This is a genomic window from Oribacterium sp. oral taxon 108 str. F0425, from assembly GCF_000214455.1.
GTDB lineage: Bacteria > Bacillota > Clostridia > Lachnospirales > Lachnospiraceae > Oribacterium > Oribacterium asaccharolyticum.
In genome coordinates, this window is the sequence record NZ_AFIH01000001.1 from 1,512,024 (window position 1) to 1,529,554 (window position 17,531).

Annotated in this window: 17 protein-coding genes; all 17 read right to left on the reverse strand. The window is 43.3% G+C overall.

Annotated elements, in window-relative coordinates:
• Positions 1-66 precede the first annotated feature (66 nt).
• Positions 67-537 (reverse strand): glycine/sarcosine/betaine reductase component B subunit, encoded by a 471-nt coding sequence (locus tag HMPREF9124_RS07130; protein WP_009428674.1) that lies wholly within the window; start codon positions 535-537, stop codon positions 67-69.
• Between the two features lie 66 nt (positions 538-603).
• Entirely contained in the window at positions 604-1,377 is a 774-nt protein-coding gene (prdD, locus tag HMPREF9124_RS07135; protein ID WP_036597721.1) for a proline reductase cluster protein PrdD, read from the reverse strand.
• Positions 1,378-1,671: 294 nt separating this feature from the next.
• Positions 1,672-2,397, reverse strand: a complete 726-nt coding sequence (gene prdB / locus HMPREF9124_RS11705; RefSeq protein ID WP_083816309.1) for a D-proline reductase (dithiol) protein PrdB — start codon at positions 2,395-2,397, stop codon at positions 1,672-1,674.
• Between the two features lie 36 nt (positions 2,398-2,433).
• Positions 2,434-2,679, reverse strand: a complete 246-nt coding sequence (locus tag HMPREF9124_RS07150) for a CBO2463/CBO2479 domain-containing protein (protein ID WP_009429008.1) — start codon at positions 2,677-2,679, stop codon at positions 2,434-2,436.
• Entirely contained in the window at positions 2,679-4,598 is a 1,920-nt protein-coding gene (gene prdA, locus HMPREF9124_RS07155; RefSeq protein WP_009428767.1) for a D-proline reductase (dithiol) proprotein PrdA, read from the reverse strand. The genes HMPREF9124_RS07150 and prdA overlap by 1 nt, the downstream gene beginning before the upstream one ends.
• A 17-nt stretch (positions 4,599-4,615) precedes the next feature.
• Positions 4,616-6,121, reverse strand: a complete 1,506-nt coding sequence (gene prdC / locus HMPREF9124_RS07160; RefSeq protein WP_009427785.1) for a proline reductase-associated electron transfer protein PrdC — start codon at positions 6,119-6,121, stop codon at positions 4,616-4,618.
• A gap of 156 nt (positions 6,122-6,277) precedes the next feature.
• A complete protein-coding gene (gene uvrC, locus HMPREF9124_RS07165) occupies positions 6,278-8,212 on the reverse strand; it encodes an excinuclease ABC subunit UvrC (RefSeq protein ID WP_009429833.1) in 1,935 nt (644 codons plus the stop codon).
• On the reverse strand, positions 8,202-9,548 hold the full coding sequence (locus HMPREF9124_RS07170; protein ID WP_009429324.1) for a putative glycoside hydrolase: 1,347 nt from the start codon (positions 9,546-9,548) through the stop codon (positions 8,202-8,204). The genes uvrC and HMPREF9124_RS07170 overlap by 11 nt, the downstream gene beginning before the upstream one ends.
• A 334-nt stretch (positions 9,549-9,882) precedes the next feature.
• Positions 9,883-11,088 (reverse strand): FprA family A-type flavoprotein, encoded by a 1,206-nt coding sequence (locus HMPREF9124_RS07175; protein WP_009429119.1) that lies wholly within the window; start codon positions 11,086-11,088, stop codon positions 9,883-9,885.
• Between the two features lie 66 nt (positions 11,089-11,154).
• Entirely contained in the window at positions 11,155-11,319 is a 165-nt protein-coding gene (gene rd / locus HMPREF9124_RS07180; RefSeq protein ID WP_009427993.1) for a rubredoxin, read from the reverse strand.
• 244 nt (positions 11,320-11,563) lie between these two features.
• Positions 11,564-11,746: a 50S ribosomal protein L32 gene (rpmF, locus tag HMPREF9124_RS07185; RefSeq protein ID WP_009534235.1), complete on the reverse strand. Its 183-nt coding sequence runs from the start codon at positions 11,744-11,746 to the stop codon at positions 11,564-11,566.
• Between the two features lie 202 nt (positions 11,747-11,948).
• Positions 11,949-13,142 carry an acetate kinase gene (locus HMPREF9124_RS07190; protein WP_009429378.1) on the reverse strand — a complete coding sequence of 398 codons (1,194 nt, stop codon included), beginning with the start codon at positions 13,140-13,142 and terminating at the stop codon, positions 11,949-11,951.
• Between the two features lie 69 nt (positions 13,143-13,211).
• Positions 13,212-14,249, reverse strand: coding sequence for a phosphate acetyltransferase (gene pta, locus HMPREF9124_RS07195; RefSeq protein ID WP_009429968.1), 1,038 nt, complete (start codon positions 14,247-14,249; stop codon positions 13,212-13,214).
• Between the two features lie 128 nt (positions 14,250-14,377).
• Positions 14,378-14,710, reverse strand: coding sequence for a cyclic-di-AMP receptor (locus HMPREF9124_RS07200; protein WP_009428892.1), 333 nt, complete (start codon positions 14,708-14,710; stop codon positions 14,378-14,380).
• Between the two features lie 98 nt (positions 14,711-14,808).
• Entirely contained in the window at positions 14,809-16,026 is a 1,218-nt protein-coding gene (locus tag HMPREF9124_RS07205; RefSeq protein ID WP_036598036.1) for a tRNA(Met) cytidine acetate ligase, read from the reverse strand.
• 47 nt (positions 16,027-16,073) lie between these two features.
• A complete protein-coding gene (locus HMPREF9124_RS07210; protein WP_009428244.1) occupies positions 16,074-16,850 on the reverse strand; it encodes an MBL fold metallo-hydrolase in 777 nt (258 codons plus the stop codon).
• Positions 16,819-17,493 carry a dephospho-CoA kinase gene (coaE, locus tag HMPREF9124_RS07215; protein ID WP_009427872.1) on the reverse strand — a complete coding sequence of 225 codons (675 nt, stop codon included), beginning with the start codon at positions 17,491-17,493 and terminating at the stop codon, positions 16,819-16,821. The genes HMPREF9124_RS07210 and coaE overlap by 32 nt, the downstream gene beginning before the upstream one ends.
• Between the last annotated feature and the right edge of the window lie 38 nt (positions 17,494-17,531).

The window sequence follows — 17,531 nt, forward strand, 5'->3', positions numbered from 1 at the left end:
TGTTTCCTTATTTTTTGCTTGAGCTCTTAGTCCTTTTCGTTTCCATAGCAATACTATTTTGTATTTCTAGCGATTTAATTTCCGCATCTTTAATTTCAGAAGAGCCTTTGCTTTTTTCGCATCGGTACGCACAAGATTATTTTCCCCTACCACATTCGTCTCGATGCCTTCCACGCTCTTATTGATATCCACAATACTGTCCATATAACGATTTGTCACCACAAAAGCCCCCTGCACACCCACAAAAGAGACTCCAACCACGGCAATCTCTCGCTTTCCGATCTCCTCTATTGCATGAGCAAAATCCACATTGCTGTTCCCCCAGCTGTCTTCACTGACGATTGCCCCCTTAACGCGCATCGCCTCCGCTAACGCACCGATACGGTCTCCCGTAAAATATTTACTGGCATTGTCCTGCGGAATCCCGGCAAGAATCACTCCGACAAAATCGATATCCGTATCGTCGCAGAGTTCATCCACAAGAGGATCCCGAAAATGATGCAAAGTCGTTTCTTTGGTAGAAGGACCGATTCCCATAAGCTTCTTTCTTCCTTTCTCTTCCGATTCTATCTCTTTTCAAAAAGTAAGGTCAAATTGATGCATCTAATACAGTGCCCGTATCGCACCGTCCCGGTACTCATTCGGAGAAAGAATCACGGGAGAGCCTGTGCTTTCTATAATGGAGCGACTTCCATTATAGCCGGAAGGCTCGGGAGAGAGAAAATGTGTATCGTACATCGCGCCCTGTCCGCTCACCATTTTCACTAAAACCACTTTTTCTTTCCCGGGTCTCTCTATATCCTGATAATCATGTCTTTCCGTGCAATGCCTTCCGTCCAGCTTTTTCAGAACATGCCGTATTTCCTGACAAAAAGAGTCACAAATCCTGTGGCAGGCATCCGGTCCCGAACGGGAATATCCGGCTCTTGCCTCAAGACAAATATCCATAAGGAGAATCAAGTCCTCCTTTCCCGGTGTACCTGCACGGTCAAAGACAATCTGTTCATCCAGAAAACCGTCTGAGTTTCCGAAGGCGGAAATGTAGTTTCCTTCCGTATCCGTTCCGCAAAGAACCAGATAAATTCCGGTCAGCGTATGCGTAATCCCCTCTCCGATTTTCCCGAGTACCTTGGTGGAAATGGGAATAATGTCCATAATGGAATGAATAGGAACGTGTCGTTCTTCTTTGGAAATAAGCTTAAGAGAGGCCGAGTGGATTAAAGGTTCTTTTTCTGCCAGTTTTTCCGGAACGGAAGAATCAAAACAGAGGGTATATTGATTGTTCGCCTCTTTTTCCAAAGCAAAACGATTTTCCTCTCTTGCCGCTTGAACATGAAAAGCTTTGATGCTTAAAGTTCTAAGAATTCTTTCTTCCATGATTTCCCTCTCTATTTCTCGATTTCCCCTGCTGAATAAGCTTAATCGAGAAGCTCTATATTTCGCAAGGGCTACTCCTAAAGAATACAAAAAAAAGACCGTTAAAAATCAAAAATACGCTATGCCGGCAAGTTTCTTTCCGGCGTGCTTTCACTAAGCTCGTCGGAAACCCGCATGGCAAAAAACTACAGTTTTGATTTTTCACAGTCCTTTTCACTGAGTAGGAGATATCGTGTAAAGTACACGGTACCTCCTTCTGAACAAGTATCACTCGCGGTTCACGCGGTATTTCGTTTATACCTTCGCAATATATTCATAGGGAAGGGATACAATCTTTCCTGCAGACTCGATTTTCTCAAGCTGCTCCAAGGTATCCTTTACAATATGATATTGCATTTCTTTATTGTTCGGCTCTCCTGCATTTGCACCCATCGGAACGAGAGGAGCAACTGCTCTTGGACTACCGGTCTGTCTTACGACAGGAGGAAGGGCGGCTATAATGATTGTGGGAATGCCAACCTCCTCTATAGCTCTCTGCACAAGCACGGCAGAACGATGACAGGTCCCTCAGCCTGCGGTAAGGATAACGGCATCTACGCCTTCATCCTTTAAAATCTTCGCAATAGCCGGACCGGTTTCATTTTTAAACTTTTCCTGGTTTCCGCCACCGCCCATGAAGCCGATGTGAACAGGCGCTACCGCCTTAATGACTCCATCCTTTGCAAGTTCATGCAAACGGTCAATGGGGAACATACAGTTTATATCTTTGTTAACATCACTATTGTCATATCCGCCATGAGAAACCATCAGCTCCGAAGAAGGCATCGTATCCTTAATGATTCTGAAACTGAAGTCACCGGCAAGATTAAATCTCTTATCATCCTTATGATGCACCCCTGCCGCCGTGGCAATCGCTACAACCATATCCTTTAGAGGTTTGGTAACCGGTGCCCATACGGGAGGAGGCGTTATCGGAACAAAGATTTCAGACTGCATCCCTTTTACTACTGTAAAATCCATCTTTTTCTCCTTTCTTTCGTATTTTATGTAAATATTCTAAAGCCCTTTATGCTTTTGAATATTACTAACATATTTCTCATTTACTGCAGGACCGAGCTGTTCGATAAAACTCATGTTAAAGCCCACCTCCTGTCCGACCTTGATTTCGTAGTCGGAAATCAGCATGCGCATAGGGATTTTCAAGAACCCGAGTCGTCCCTTTAAATCAATTCCTACCGCTCCATCGTGAACTTCCACGATAATGCCTTCCATGTAAATGAGCCTGTCCGTATATTTCGGCATCAGGACTGCAGGTACTTTTCCTTAAATTTATCACTCATGGGAAGAGAAGTTTCATTCTCCACGAGTTGAACGGGTTTTCCGCTCAGATTGGAAATCAGTTCAACATTCTGCAACTTTACATTCGGATTCCATTTTCTTTCCGCCTTCGTAATTTCCTCTCCGAACATCTCGGCCTTTAACATATAAATAGCACGGATAGCATCCTCATGACAGAGCGTATTGTTTGCCAGAATTTCGTTTTCAATACCGGCCTCGGACTTATTGTTGTCTACCATGGCATTCATATACTTATTTCCGACAACAAGGGCACCTTGATTTGCACAGAAGGACATCCCCACAACCTTAATGCCTCGTTTTCCAATCTGCTCAATATGGCTTGCGAAGTCGATATGGTTATTTCCAAATCCCTCCGTGGTAACAAAAGCGCCGTCCGCGCCTATAGCTTCCAGGGTCATCCCTACACGACGGGAAACATAGAACTTTTCCGAATTAATCTGCGGAGATCCTACAAGAACCACTCCGCAAAGATCCAGTTCCTTATCATGTAAAACCTCCAGAACCAAAGGCTCTCTCCAGTAGTGACGGGACATTTCCTTCGATGCCGGCCCTATACAGGTTAAAGCATGAATGCAACCGTCCAGGACTTCCAAAGGGGAAACCACGACAGGAACATTTCCAAGGTCTACATTCGGCTTTGCTCCGAGCACGCCTACCGGCTCTACCGGAAGAAGCAGGTTATCATGCATAGCACCCTGCCCCATGATTTCCTTTACAATAACCACTTTCTTCTTACCCGGTCTTCTCAGCTGATTAAAGGTCTCCGTATCGACAGCAAGACTTTCCTCCGCCTTCTTTAAGGCCTTACGGATTTCTTCGGTAATGACATCCGTTGCCGCATGCGCTGCCAAGGGTCCCGGACGTTCCATATTGGTCTTTTCTTTAATCGTCACATTAGTCTTGATGAAGATTTCTCCCTTATCCGGGCATCCGGGACGTCCCCACATAATATTCTCATCAAGATAACCTTCAGAGGACCCGAACTCTCCGATTTGTACCCCGTTGGAATCCGTTCCGGAAACCATCATGACCACGCCGTCCAAGACTCTGGTTGTTCCGCATCCAAGCTCTTCATCGCCCTCTTTTGTCGCAATAGGTTGTACATCCATGATGGTGTTGGAAAAGCTGTGGTACTGCTCCGGGGTGATAATATCCAGCTCCAGCTTCTCCACAAGTTCCTGAGAAGCTGCAGCCTCTTCTTCAATTCCCTCTCGTATGAAAAGGATTGTTCCTTCCAGTTTTGTTTCGGAGCCGCGCCTAACCTCCGTAACCTTAAAGTGCTTTCTTACAAGAGAACGAACAAGAATTTCTTCTTCTTTTTTCTCTTTCTCTGTGTTTTTCCCGTTATCGGAAGCGAGCGGATATGCTATTGGAGAGGCAAATGCTCCCTGCACTGCAGAAGTAGCAGAAGAAATTCCGAGCGCGCCTACAGGAATCTGGATATCGATTCCCTTTCCCTCTCCAATATGAATCTTTAAGCAGCCCCCGAAAAAACTGTTCTGCCCTACGGGTAGGAAAGTCTGTCCATTTTTTTCTTCGCTTACAGCATTTCCCGTGTTATCCCCTGCCTCTCTTCTTTCTTCTTTTTCTTCTATTTTTTCTTCTCTTTCTTTCTCGGAAAGCTGCACTAAATCTTTCGTAAGAGGGGTCAGTGAATCACAGGTCTTTACCAGTTTTGCCCCCAAAGCCTCCTCTATCGTAATACATCCATCCAGCTTCAAAAGCCCCTGGTCAACCAAATCATCAAATATCTCCGGATCCTCGAGATTGTGATGGGAAAGGACGATTCCTTCCTCCGCCCTGCAGCACAAGACTGCCGGACTCTTTTTATGTTCTTCTGCATATTCCGCCGAAATTGACATTGCACACTTCCTTTCTTTTATGAAAACTCGATATGAATATCCTGCCCTTCCTCTATACGGATATGGAACAGTCCTTCTTCTATAAACGCCTCGGTACCCAACTTTTGTTCTTCTTTCTTATCGAGAGTACCGGAATCTCTCCTTTCTTCGCCTCCTCCTGAAGAACCTTGCTTTTTTTCTTCCTTCGGAAAGGGAATCTGTCTTCCCTCTTCATTTACGGGAAGCTGTTCTACCGTTTTGGATTTTGTAAGGTAGCGCATAGGCTCCATCCCGACAGTTTTAAGAACATGATCGGTTTGATGATGTACTGTTAAATTCATCTTGGGAGCGGATCCCATAACGGTGTTCGTACAATCACTGCAATTCCCGATAAGAATATCCGTGCACCCCTTATTCTTAAAGTGCAAAATCTTCGCTGCCTGACCGGGGCAGTTTCCCGGATTTTCACATTTCAGTGTTCCCCGTACATCCACCGCCTGTTTACACGCCTGGACTGCAGTAAGTGTAGCATTATACTTTTTACATAGATCTTCCATTCTGTCCATGTTTCCGCCGCAAGCACAGATCAGAACCCCCGTTTGGGCTCCCTTAAGATCCGGAAATGGCTCTGTAACAAGAATCCCGCCGCTTGTCTTTGTAATGGGAGTGGAAAGGGAAACCGCAGTCCCTGTGAACGGTCCTCCGAAAAGAATTTCTCCGTACTCTCCGTCTATCCCTCCTGCCATTGTAATGAGCTCTCCTACCGTAGTGCCCACCGGGACATCCATAAAAACCTGTGCTTCCTTCCCCTTCTTGAGCTTCCCCGCTACGGTAATATTTTTCAGGAAAGAAGGCTTCTTCTCTTCCACGGCTTCCGCAATACGAAGGCAGGTTTCCACATTGATTACCACGGCTCCCGCTTCGGAGGGAAGTGCCGTAGGCGGAAGCAAGATGCCGAGGACTTCCCGAACTACCGCTCTTTCCTCCCCCATCGGATAAAGATCCGGAAGAAGATGCAGGGTAATATTCGGAAAATCGGGAAGCGTACGAAGAAGCAAATTGATTTCTTCCTCATGCTTCTTCTTTATCGCAATAACCGCCTTAGCCGCCTTGCAACTTTGCATAGCATAGTTTATGCCCCTAAGGGTCTTTTCCGGCTGCTCCAAAATCTGCCTCATATTATGCTTAAGGAGCGGTTCGCACTCCGCTGCATTGACCAGAAGATAGCCGCCTTTTAAATCTATATTTAATTTTTTCGCAGTAGGAAAACCTGCTCCTCCCATGCCGACAATGCCGGCCTCTCGGATAAGTGAAAGGATGTCTCCCCCCGATATCGGCTCAAAACCATCGCTCTGCTCTACAGATTCTTCCACAAAGATTCGGTCTTCCTTAATTTCTTTGACCAGTCCGTCCACAGAAGAATGAACATTTGCCCCAAGCCCCTCCGGAACGGCAAGAAGACTTCCTCTCCTCACTCTATCCCCCGGCTTTACGACAGCTTTCGCAGGCGACCCGATATGCTGTTTCAGTAAAATCTCCTTCATTACTAGATTGCTCCTCTATCCATATAACTACTCTTCTTTTCGGCATTATACCATAACTTATATTTATATAGGATAATACCGAAAATCACCAGTAATTTATCTGAAAACAAAATCTTTCTTTCTGCTAAAAGATTCTGTTTAGCTGCAAAAGTCTCTCTACGTTTCTTTCACAAATTCTTCTTTTTCTTCATCCTTTCTCTCCTGAAAGAATCGAAGAACTTCTCTGCTGGACTGTTCATCCATTTCCGGAATTGAACGGATTTCTTCATAGCTTGCCTTACTGATTCCGACTACATCATGAAATTTACGGAGTAGAGCCTTCTTCCTTCTGGGTCCGATTCCTTTAATGTCGTCCAAAAGGGAATGCACCTGCTCTTTCATTCGAAGTGACCTATGATAGCTAATGGCAAAGCGGTGTACCTCATCCTGCACTCTGGTTAAGAATTTAAAGCATTCTCCATGTGTAGAGATGGGAACTTCTTTAAAATCCACCAAAAGTGCTCTGGTTCTATGATGCTCATCCTTCACCATTCCGCATACCGGTATGGATATCCCGAGTTCCTGCAAAACGGATAGACAAATACTGACCTGACCTTTTCCGCCATCCATTAAGATTAAATCCGGAAACTGTGAAAAAGAACCCATTTCATCCTTTTTATCCTGCTTTCGATTTTCCTTTTTTTCTTCCAAACCATGAGAAAAACGACGATAAAGCATTTCGCGCATGGAGGCATAATCATCCTGCCCTATTACCGATTGAATTCGAAACTTTCGATAATCATTTGTTTTTTCTTTCCCATCCTGGTATACCACCATGGACCCGACCGTAAGAGCCCCGGAGGTATTGGAAATATCATAAGACTCAATACGGGAGGGGAGTTTTTCCAAATTGGCCAATTCTTTCAGTTCTTCCAAAGCAATGGCCTGTTTCTTCTTCTCATTTCTATACTTTTCCACATAGCGAAGCATCAAAATTCCCGCATTTTTCCCTGCAAGTTCCACTAATTTTTCCCGATCCCCCTGCTTAGGATTCACAAGATGCACTTTTTTCCCCTTCAGTGCACTTAACCACTCCTCTATCATTTCTTGATCCTGCAGTTGACAAGGCAGATGGATTTCTCTGGGAAGAAAAGGGGTTCCGCTATAAAACTGTCTTAAAAAGAGAGATAAAATCTCCTCATCGCTCTCTTCTTCATCAATTTTTAAGAAGCTATGATCTCTTCCCACTATTTTGCCGTCTCGTACAAAAAATATCTGAATCACACAGTCGCTATGATCTCTTCTGATTCCCAGAATGTCTCTGTCCTCTCCATCCAAAGCCGTAATTTTCTGGCGTTTCTCCAAAGTATGAATTCCGGAAATCAAGTCTCTGTATTCCATTGCTTTTTCAAAATCCAAGCATTCTGATGCTTCCATCATTTTCTCTTGAAGAGAATGAATCAGCTCCTCTGTTTTCCCGGATAAAAAAGCAGAAACTTTCGGAATCAGTGCTCTGTATTCTTCTTTCGATTGCTTTAAGGTGCAAGGTGCATCACATTGGCCCATATCATAATATATACAGGGTCTTGGCAAAGGTTTTTTCTCGGAAAATACCTTGTTACAGTTTCGGATATGTATGGTTTTTCGAAGAAGCTCAATGACCTCTCGCACCTGTTCCACGGAAGTATACGGTCCGTAATATTTAGACAATTTATTTCGTTTTGACCTTGTAAAAAAAAGACGAGGATAGTCCTCTTCTACACTAAAGCGAATGTACGGATAGGATTTATCATCCTTAAGAACCGTATTGTAGCGCGGTTTATTTTCTTTAATCAGATTCGATTCCAAAACAAGAGCTTCCAACTCTGAATCCACAATAATATATTCAAACCTTTGAATCTGCGAAACCATCTGTTGAATTTTAACGGATTTTTTATAGGATTTTTGAAAATATTGCTTTACACGATTCCGAAGATTCTTAGCCTTCCCAACATAAATAATTTCATCCATCGCACCGTGCATTAAATAAACTCCCGGTGCTTTCGGGAGTTTTTTTAATTCTTCTGGAATATTAAATTCTTTTTCCTCTGTAAATTCGGAGCTACTCTCCATTCCTTCTTTCCTCCGATGATTCTTCCGTTTGCGTCATTTGCACGGATTTTCCGACTTCCTTTCTGCTCTTCTCCTCGACTTCCGCCTCTTCTTTAGAAAGGAACGCGGAAAAATCATAATTGTTCGCTGCATTCCAAATTAACCATTCTTCATATCCGCTGTCATAAACAGCCTGAATCTGAGCACGAATTTCCTCTTTTCCATAGGAAATATAATGTTGCAGATAAGAGGCCGTAAATCCCTGCAACCAAGGACGTACCGTTGCCTGATAACTCTGATTCCCGGCCTCCAAGAAGAGAGCCTTATGTGATGCAGCCAAAGCACCTTGAATCGTTTTATAAGGCTCCGTATCCGGATAAGCAATTCCGAAATTACCGTTTCCGTAGTGAGACGGATAAATCATCGGGCACATATAATCTACACATTCCGCCATAACGGCATAGTCCTGTCCGACAGACATACTGTCTACATAAGAGCCAATTATCGTTCCGAAAACATCCGTAGAAAAGAAAACTTTTTTTTGCGCCATTCTGTCCGCCATAAAGCGAACAAATTCGGTGATGATTTTTGTTTTATCCGTTTTCGCCTCTTCCGGATAGACCACTTCCTGCATCCCTTTTTCAGTACAGAAACGAACATAATCAAGCTGTATTTCATCAAAACCGTCGTCAGCACAGCTTTCCGCTATGGAAGCAAGATAGTCCCAGTATTCTTTTTTGTATGGATTTACCCAATTTAATCCATTATTATCTTCAAAAAGACTTCCGTCAGCCTTTTGATTCATCCATTCGGGATGCTTCGAGCCGATATAAGGATCTCTAAAGCAAACCAAACGGGCAATCACATAGATCCCCTCATCATGACAACGCTTTAAAAGTGCCGGTAAATCGGGAATAATCTTTAAATCCGCTCCCAATTCCTTCACCATCGGGTTATTCATTCTGTAGCTGATCCTTCCCTGATCATTTTTGATGTCAATAACCAAGGCATTCAATTCCGTACCCTTCATTCCGGACAGAATTTCCTCCATGCGCCCGGAACCGGCTGTATTATCGGTAATATAAATTCCTTTTACTTTCTTTCTTTCCTTACTAATAGCAGGTTTTTTCCAAATCAAAGCTGCTTTAGCCTTTTCCTCTTCTTCTGCCCTTTCTTTGGCTTCTATACTTTCCTGTGCCAGAGATTCTTGGAACTCCGCCTTCTCTGCAAGTTCGGATTCGTACTGCTTCAGTTCAGGAGTCTTGTTCACTTTATACTTCAGAGGTGCTTTTGTGCCGCAAGCCGAAAGAAAGCAAAAAAGAATGATTAAAATCCAAAGATATGATTTAACTCTCATAATCCTCCTATTTTATGCTTAAATATAGTCTGATTATACCACTTTGACATTCTAATACAAGAAATTTTGGGATAGCGTGAACGCACACGAGATACCGCATGCTCCGCGAGAGATAAGACACCGCATGCTTCGCAAGAGATAAGACGCCGCACGCTCAGTGAGCGGTATTCACTAAGAATAAAACAGCCATAATGCTTAAGCTTCATTCACGCTTAACATTATGGCTGTTTTTATCTCTTTCATTCAATATGAAAAATCGTTCTTCGTTAGATAGTTTTTCAAAAGCTGATTTTATTCATAATCGGCATCGTACAATTTTCGTACAATAACTCATTTAGGATAAAACGTCCTTTGCTATCATATCGGCAAGTCCCTCTAAAGCTTCCCGATTCACTGTGGAGGACTTTACGGTAAGAGGAGATGCAAGATAAGTAATCCCCTTCATACCGTCTAAAATTTCCTTCAACAACTTAGCGCTTTGCGGTACCCAAGTTCCATTCTCAATGATGGATACCGTTCGATTCTGCACACTCAGATTTTTCATATCCGTTAGCAAATTTTCCATTTTCGGGAAAAGGCCGTTGTTATAAGTCGTTGCTCCGAATACCAGGTGGCTTGCGCGAAAAGCTTCTCCGATTAGATAAGACACTTCCGTCTTGGAAACATCATAAATTCGAATGTTCCGTACGCCTCTTGTCCCGAGTTCCAAAGCAAAATGATTGATTATCGATTCAGTATTGCCATAAACTGAATTATAATAAATCACTACAGCCTTATCTTCCGGCTGATATTTTGACCAAAGATCATATTTCTCCAAAATAAAGGAAAGGTCTTCATCCCATATCGGACCGTGCAAGGGGCAAATCATCTTAATAGAACAAGCACCTGTCTTTTTCAAAGCAGCCTGTGTCTGCGGGCCATACTTTCCAACAATATTGGCATAGTAGCGTCTTGCATCATCCACGAAATCTTTGTCTTTGTAATTCTGTTCACTGGCAAAAATATTACCGTTGTTACAACCAAAAACGCCAAATGCGTCGGCTGAGAAAAGAATAGAATCGGTAATATCATAGGAGAACATAACCTCCGGCCAATGCACCATTGGTGCAAATAGAAATTTAAAGCTATGTTTTCCGAAAGAAAATTCTTCTCCGTCCTTCACTACAATTCTGTTTTTTTCCGGAATGGCAAAGCTGAAAAACTGCTCCAGCATCTGAAATGTCTTCATATTGGAAATGATACACAAATCCGGATATCTCCTGTAAATATCCTCAAAAGAGCCGCAATGATCCGGTTCCATATGATGAATAACAAGATAATCCAAAGTTCTACCGCCTAAAGCATGTTCAACATTTTCCAAAAATTGATGCGCTACTGTATGATCGCAGGTATCCAACAAAGCTGTCTTCTCATCTAAAAGCAGATAAGAATTATAGCTTACTCCTCTCTCCAAAGGAAAAAGATTCTCAAAGAGAGGAAGTCTTCTGTCATCTACCCCCACATATACTAAATCATCGGTAATTTTTCTGTATGAATACATCTTTACTACTCCTCTGATTACTCGTCACGATCGATTCTCAGCTTTTCAGATGTTGGGAACTCACCCTTAATCCTCAGAAACTTCGAACTGATCCTTACCTACTCCACAAAGCGGGCAAAGGAAATCTTCGGGAACATCTTCCCAAGCTGTTCCGGGAGCTACACCTGCACCCTCTTCGCCTACTTCCGGATCATAAATATAACCACAAACTGTACATACATATTTCTTCATGATAATTCTCCTTTTCTAATACTAAACTTAAGTGTTTGAGTTATTACTCGCTGGTATATTATCATTAGATTGTGCACAAGTCCAGTAATTTTAGGAATAATTTCTGTTTTTAAATTGAGTACAATTTAAAAACGGAAATGCCGTATAGCCAAGCGCACAACACCCGTTATAAGCGTGATTGCTCCCCCCTACGGCAATACTTGGAAAGAATAAAGGAGTTCCCTTACGGAAACTCCTCTTCTCATTAGTCCTCTACTTTGATAATCTCACGCTTGTTATAAGATCCGCAAGCCTTGCAAACTCTATGAGGCATAACCAAAGCACCACACTTGGAGCACTTAACAAGGTTTGTTGCACCCATCTTCCAATTTGCTCTTCTGCTGTCTCTGCGGGCCTTGGATGATTTATTTTTTGGACAAATAGACATATTTACACCTCCCGTCTTAACCGAACTGGAATCGGTAGATTTGGTCATGCTTTTTAATCGTAGTGTGAGCCCTTCCCCACACTCTAAACGGGAAATTCCATAGTAAGAACATCTCCGTCGAAAACACACTCATGATAAAATACACTATCTTTGTATAAAAAGCAAGCAAAAAATACGAAATTAACAAATATTCCCTATCGGATTACTTTGTTAAACGCTGTGTATCCCTTGCAATTGCCAACTCCTCATTGGTCGGAATCAGGAAGAGCTTTACTTTGGAATCATCTGCAGAAATCAAAGTCTCCTTTCCTCTTACATCGTTTCTTTCCGGATCAATCTTTGCACCGAGGTATCCGAGATACTGCTCTACTACCAGTCTTCTCGTCACTTTATCGTTTTCTCCGACTCCTGCGGTGAAAGCAATGGCATCCACACCGTTCATAGCGGCCGCGTAAGCACCAATATACTTTGCAACTCTGTAACGGAAAGCGTCCAGTGCTACTTCAGCCATGTGGTTGCCCTTTTCGGCTGCCTGTTCAATATCTCTGAAATCGGAAGAGATGCCGGTCATTCCGAGTACGCCGGATTTCTTATTTAAAATATTGAGAACTTCATCTACACTCTTATTCTCGTGATTGGCAATAAACTGAATTACCGCACCGTCAATATCTCCGGAACGAGTTCCCATAATGAGACCCTCAAGCGGGGTAAGTCCCATGGAAGTATCCACTGCCTTTCCACCGATGGAGGCGGAAATGGAAGCACCGTTTCCTAAATGGCAAACAATAACCTTTGCCTTCTCCGGATCCAATCCGCCAAAACGAATCGTTTCTGCTGAAACATAAGCATGGCTGGTTCCATGGAAGCCGTAACGACGAATCGCATACTTGTCATAGTACTCTTTCGGAATCGCATAGAAGTACGCCTTCTCCGGAAGGGTCATGCCGAATGTGGTGTCAAAAACAGCCACATTCTGCTTTCCGGGAACAACTTTCTCACAAGCTTCAATTCCCATCAGGTTTGCAGGATTGTGTAAAGGTCCTAAATCAAAGCACTCACGGATAACCTTCTTTACCTCTTCATTTACAACGATACTCTGGGTAAATTTATTTCCTCCATGGAGAACGCGATGTCCGATTGCATTAATCTCATCAACAGACTTTACGACGCCATGCTCTCCTGTTAAGGCATCAAAAACCAACTTTACCGCTACAGAATGATCCGGCATATCGGTTTCTACAATATAGTCCTCTTGCCCTGGCACTTCATGCTTCATACGAGATCCTTGAATCCCGATTCTTTCGCAAAGTCCCTTAGCCAATACCTTCTCTCCTTCCATATCAATGAGCTGATACTTCAGAGAAGAAGAACCACAGTTAATTACTAAGATTTTCATAGAACCTCCAAAAATGATGTATTTTTCTTCGAATATCGTTTCGATATTCGTTTAAGAACACGACTATGTTTAATCGTAAAGCTGACACTGCACGGCGGTAATGGCAACAACTCCCACAATATCCTCTGCACTGCAGCCTCTGGATAAGTCATTTACGGGTCTTGCTATACCCTGTGTCATGGGTCCGTACGCTTCCGCCTTTGCCAGTCTCTGCACAAGCTTATAACCGATATTTCCCGCATCCAGATTCGGGAAAATAAGAGTATTGGCATGCCCTGCAACCTTGGAATTCGGTGCTTTTAAAGAAGCAACCGATTCTACAAGTGCCGCATCCAGCTGCAACTCGCCATCCAAAAGTAAATCCGGATTGTTTTCCTTTGCAATTCTCGTTGCTTCCTGAACCTTTGTCACATCATCATGCTTAGCTGATCCCATGGTAGAGTAGGAAAGCATGGCCACCTTCGGCTCTTTTCCGACAAGGAAACGGAAAGATTCTGCAGAAGACTCTGCAATGGCGGCAAGCTCTTCCGCTGTCGGATTCTGATTTAGACCGCAGTCGGAAAAAACAAAAGTGCCGTTTTCCCCATAAGGACAATCCGGAACAACCATAACAAAGAATGCGGATACCAGCTTGGTTCCGGGCTTGGTTTTTAAAATTTGTAAAGAGGGGCGAAGGGTATCCGCAGTAGAATGACATGCACCGGAAACGAGACCGTCCGCATCCCCCTTTTTCACCATCATTACGGCAAAGTAGGTATTGCTTTCCGTAAGGAGCTTTCTTGCCTCCTCTTCCGTCATCCCCTTGGATTTTCTCAGTTCCACCAAAGTGGCAACATAATCATCCAGCGAAGGAGAAGTCTTTGGGTCTACAACCTCTATACCGGATACGTCAAAGCCATAATTACGGGCATCCTTTTCCACCGTTTCCTTGTTCCCAAGAAGAATCAAATTCGCAAAGCCTTCTTTTTTAATCTGCTGCGCCGCCTCCAGCGTTCTCTTGTCCTCCGCTTCCGGGAGTACAATGGTCTTCATCCTGGCCTTGGCTTTTGCTTTTACATCTTCAATAAATGACATATTCTTCCTTCTTTCTTTTCTTCCAGAATCCATCTTTTTTCATAAAAAATGGCACAGGTCACCCTGTGAAATCCATAAAACTGACTGTTATTATAGCAAAGCTATTCCTTTGAAAAAAGAGAAATATACAGAATCCTATAAATAACACCATTTTGTACATTCTAGTATTTTTCAAAGCGTTCCAAAGGCACAACCATGATGGTTGCTCCTCCGATTTCCACATTCATCGGCATTGTTGTGTAGTTCATGATGGAACTGCCGGACAAATACGGCATATTTACCGTGATTTCCTGTCTTCTTCCGCACTGTGCCTTGATGACATCGATGCATCGATCTACATCGCTGTCTTCCACGGCAATCATCAGCGTCGTATTTCCCTTTTTCAAAAAACCTCCTGTTGTAGACAGCCTGGTTACCACAAAATGTTCCTGCATCAAAGCCTGAATCACATCATCTTCATTGTCATTTCTGATAATCGCATAAATCAGTTTCATAAGGCAATTCCTCTCTGCTTAATCCTACTCTTCCAAGTCCTAAAGACCTGTTTTCCCTTTAGCCTATAATTGGGGCATTTTTTACTCCATTTATCCTATCATATTTTTAGAAAAAACTCACGATATTCCTCTTCCGTTCCAAGTAAAATTGCCTGATAGATTTTTCTTCCGAACAGGTCTATTTTCATCATATAATTGTCCTTTAAGCCGAGATTTTCCCGAAGACTGTGTCCAAGACGAAAAATAGAATTCTCCGGCAAATAATGAAGCAGTACTTCCGCCCTTTTACTGCAACCGAGAATTCTAAAGTAGGGGCTTTTTTCCGCTTTAGCCTGTTTCATATCCTCTTCTCGAATATGGAGAAGGACATGCAGGAGAGCCCTGCTCACTCGGGAATAAGTGTAGTTTTTTCCTTTCAGACTCTGTATAAAACTTTCCACTGTACCTTCTTTTCCCCGCAAAGCCCCGCCTTCTCTTATCCTCTTAAAAATGCGCTGTTCAAGGTCCGCACTAATATCCAAAAAAGAAGACAGACTCTGCTCTTCCCTCTCCAACTCGAGAATCCGGTATAAGAGGAACTCCTTTAAAGACTCCATGTCTCCATAGGATTCTCTTCCGGCCACAGATTCCTCCTTCTCCAAAATAAGGAAGTTATCACGTTTTTTCCCACTTTGTAATGCAGAAATTTCATTCATCGCTTTTTCCCTTTTTTCGATTCGTATTGCATGGGCGGAGGAAAAGGCAGGGTTTCTTTGTATCACGCCGAATTCTATCTGACTTTTCAAAATATCTGCTGCCATTAAATAAGAAATACCAAGATTATCATTGGGTAGGATTTCTCCGGGATAATATAGACTTAATGCCTTTTCCCTGGCTTTCGGATAGCTGTCTCCGTTTGCGAGATATTTCCGAAGTTTAGCTTGATATTCCGGATGTTCCTCTTCTTTCCGTAAAAATATAGCTGTCTCCCTAAGCCTTTCCAAGTCCCCGCACTCCGATCCGAAAACAATTTGATCCACAAAACCGAGTTCGGAAAGAAGCTTGACACTTCCATAGGCAAAGTCAAGACTCCCCGAAAGCGAAAAAAGAACGGGAAGCTGCACAATAAGGTCCACGCCCCTCTTAAGGGCAAGCTTTACCCTTTCCCATTTCGAGAGGAAAGCCGGTTCTCCTCTTTGCACAAAGTCTCCGGACATCACGGCAACAATATAATCCGCAGCATATTTTTTTCTGATTTCGTGTAAAAAATAGGCGTGTCCGTCATGAAAAGGATTGAACTCGGTGACTACGCCTACTACCTTTTTCCCGTTTATCATTTTTCGAAAAACCCTTTCCTTGATATCGTGCAATATTTTTACTTTATCTACCATTCTACAATTTCAGAAATCTCTCCGTGCTTTGCTACGGTAATCGGTAAGTCTTTTTCCGAAAGCTTCTCCCGAATCGCTTGTAAAGCGAGCTTTGGAGTATTATTTTCTTTACTCAAATGCCCCAAAAAGACCTGTCTCAGGGTACTCCCGGCTACCTTTTCCAGAAGGGTTGCACTGCTTTCATTGGAAAGGTGTCCGAAGTCCGAAAGAATTCTGCGTTTCAGTTCCAGGGGATAGGGTCCCTTTTCCAGCATTTCAATATCGTGGTTCGCCTCCAAAAGGAGGACATCCGTATCTTTCAAATGTTTGATTGTGTACTCATCATAGCTTCCGAGGTCTGTAGCAATGGCGCAATGCTTCTCTCCCGACTCGGCGCGATAAGCAAGCGGTTCTCTGGTGTCATGATGAATACTGAAAGGGAATAAATCGAGGTCTTTTATGCTCAATTTCCGGTCGGTTAAAATCGGGTTCAAAAGTTCCTTCGGAAAATCCTTTAAACTCTTACAAAGCAAGGTTCCCTGTAATGTTCCGAGACTTGCATAAACCGGGATTTCCTGCTTCCTGAGAATACTCCCCAGCGCCTTAATATGATCAAAGTGCTCATGGGTAAGGAAAATGGCATCGATGTCTTGTAAGGATAAATCCAAGGCCTTAAGTCCTGCCTCTATGGTTCGAATCCCCACTCCGCAATCGATTAAAATGTGTGCCTCTTCCGTCCCGATATAGCTTGCGTTTCCATCAGAACCGCTGGATAAACTGGCGAATCGCATCCTCTGTCCTTTCTCTGTTTCCATCATTGAAAAGCACAAAATCCGCTCTTTCCTTATACTTTTCGATGTCTTGTGCCTTAATCATTCTTTCCGCCTCCTCCCTTCTATATCCCCGATTCTTTGTAAGACGGGAAAGCCGTGTTTCAAATGGACAATCCACGTAAAGCACGGCGTCACAAAGAGATAAAAAGGCTTCATTCGGAAGGGCCGTCTCTACGGCAAGCTTCATTCCTTCTTTTCTTGCCTTGAAAATAGCCTGCGCAGCCATGTGAAAGACAAGCGGATGAACTCTTTCCTCCACCGCCTTTCTATAGGATTCTTCCTTTAGAAGAAGAGCACGAAATAGGGGAAAGTTTAATTCCCCCTTCTCGGTAAAAACATCTTTTGGCAGCACAGAAGACAGCTCCTTTAAGAAAACGCTGTCCAGATAGCAGTTCTTTGCCAGCCGGTCCATCTCCAGTCTTTCATACTGCCCTTCCCGCTCTAAAACGGAAAGCACCGTGCTTTTCCCGCTGCCCATTCCACCTATTACAGCCAAAATATTCTTTTCCGATTTCCTGTTCTTCTCCGTAATAACAGTCTTTTCAGCCAAATAAGGAATTTCTACTGAACTATTCTTTTCTGCTAAATCCTTCTTTTGCAATCTGCTATATCACCTTTCCGCCGGCTGTTCCGGCGCAA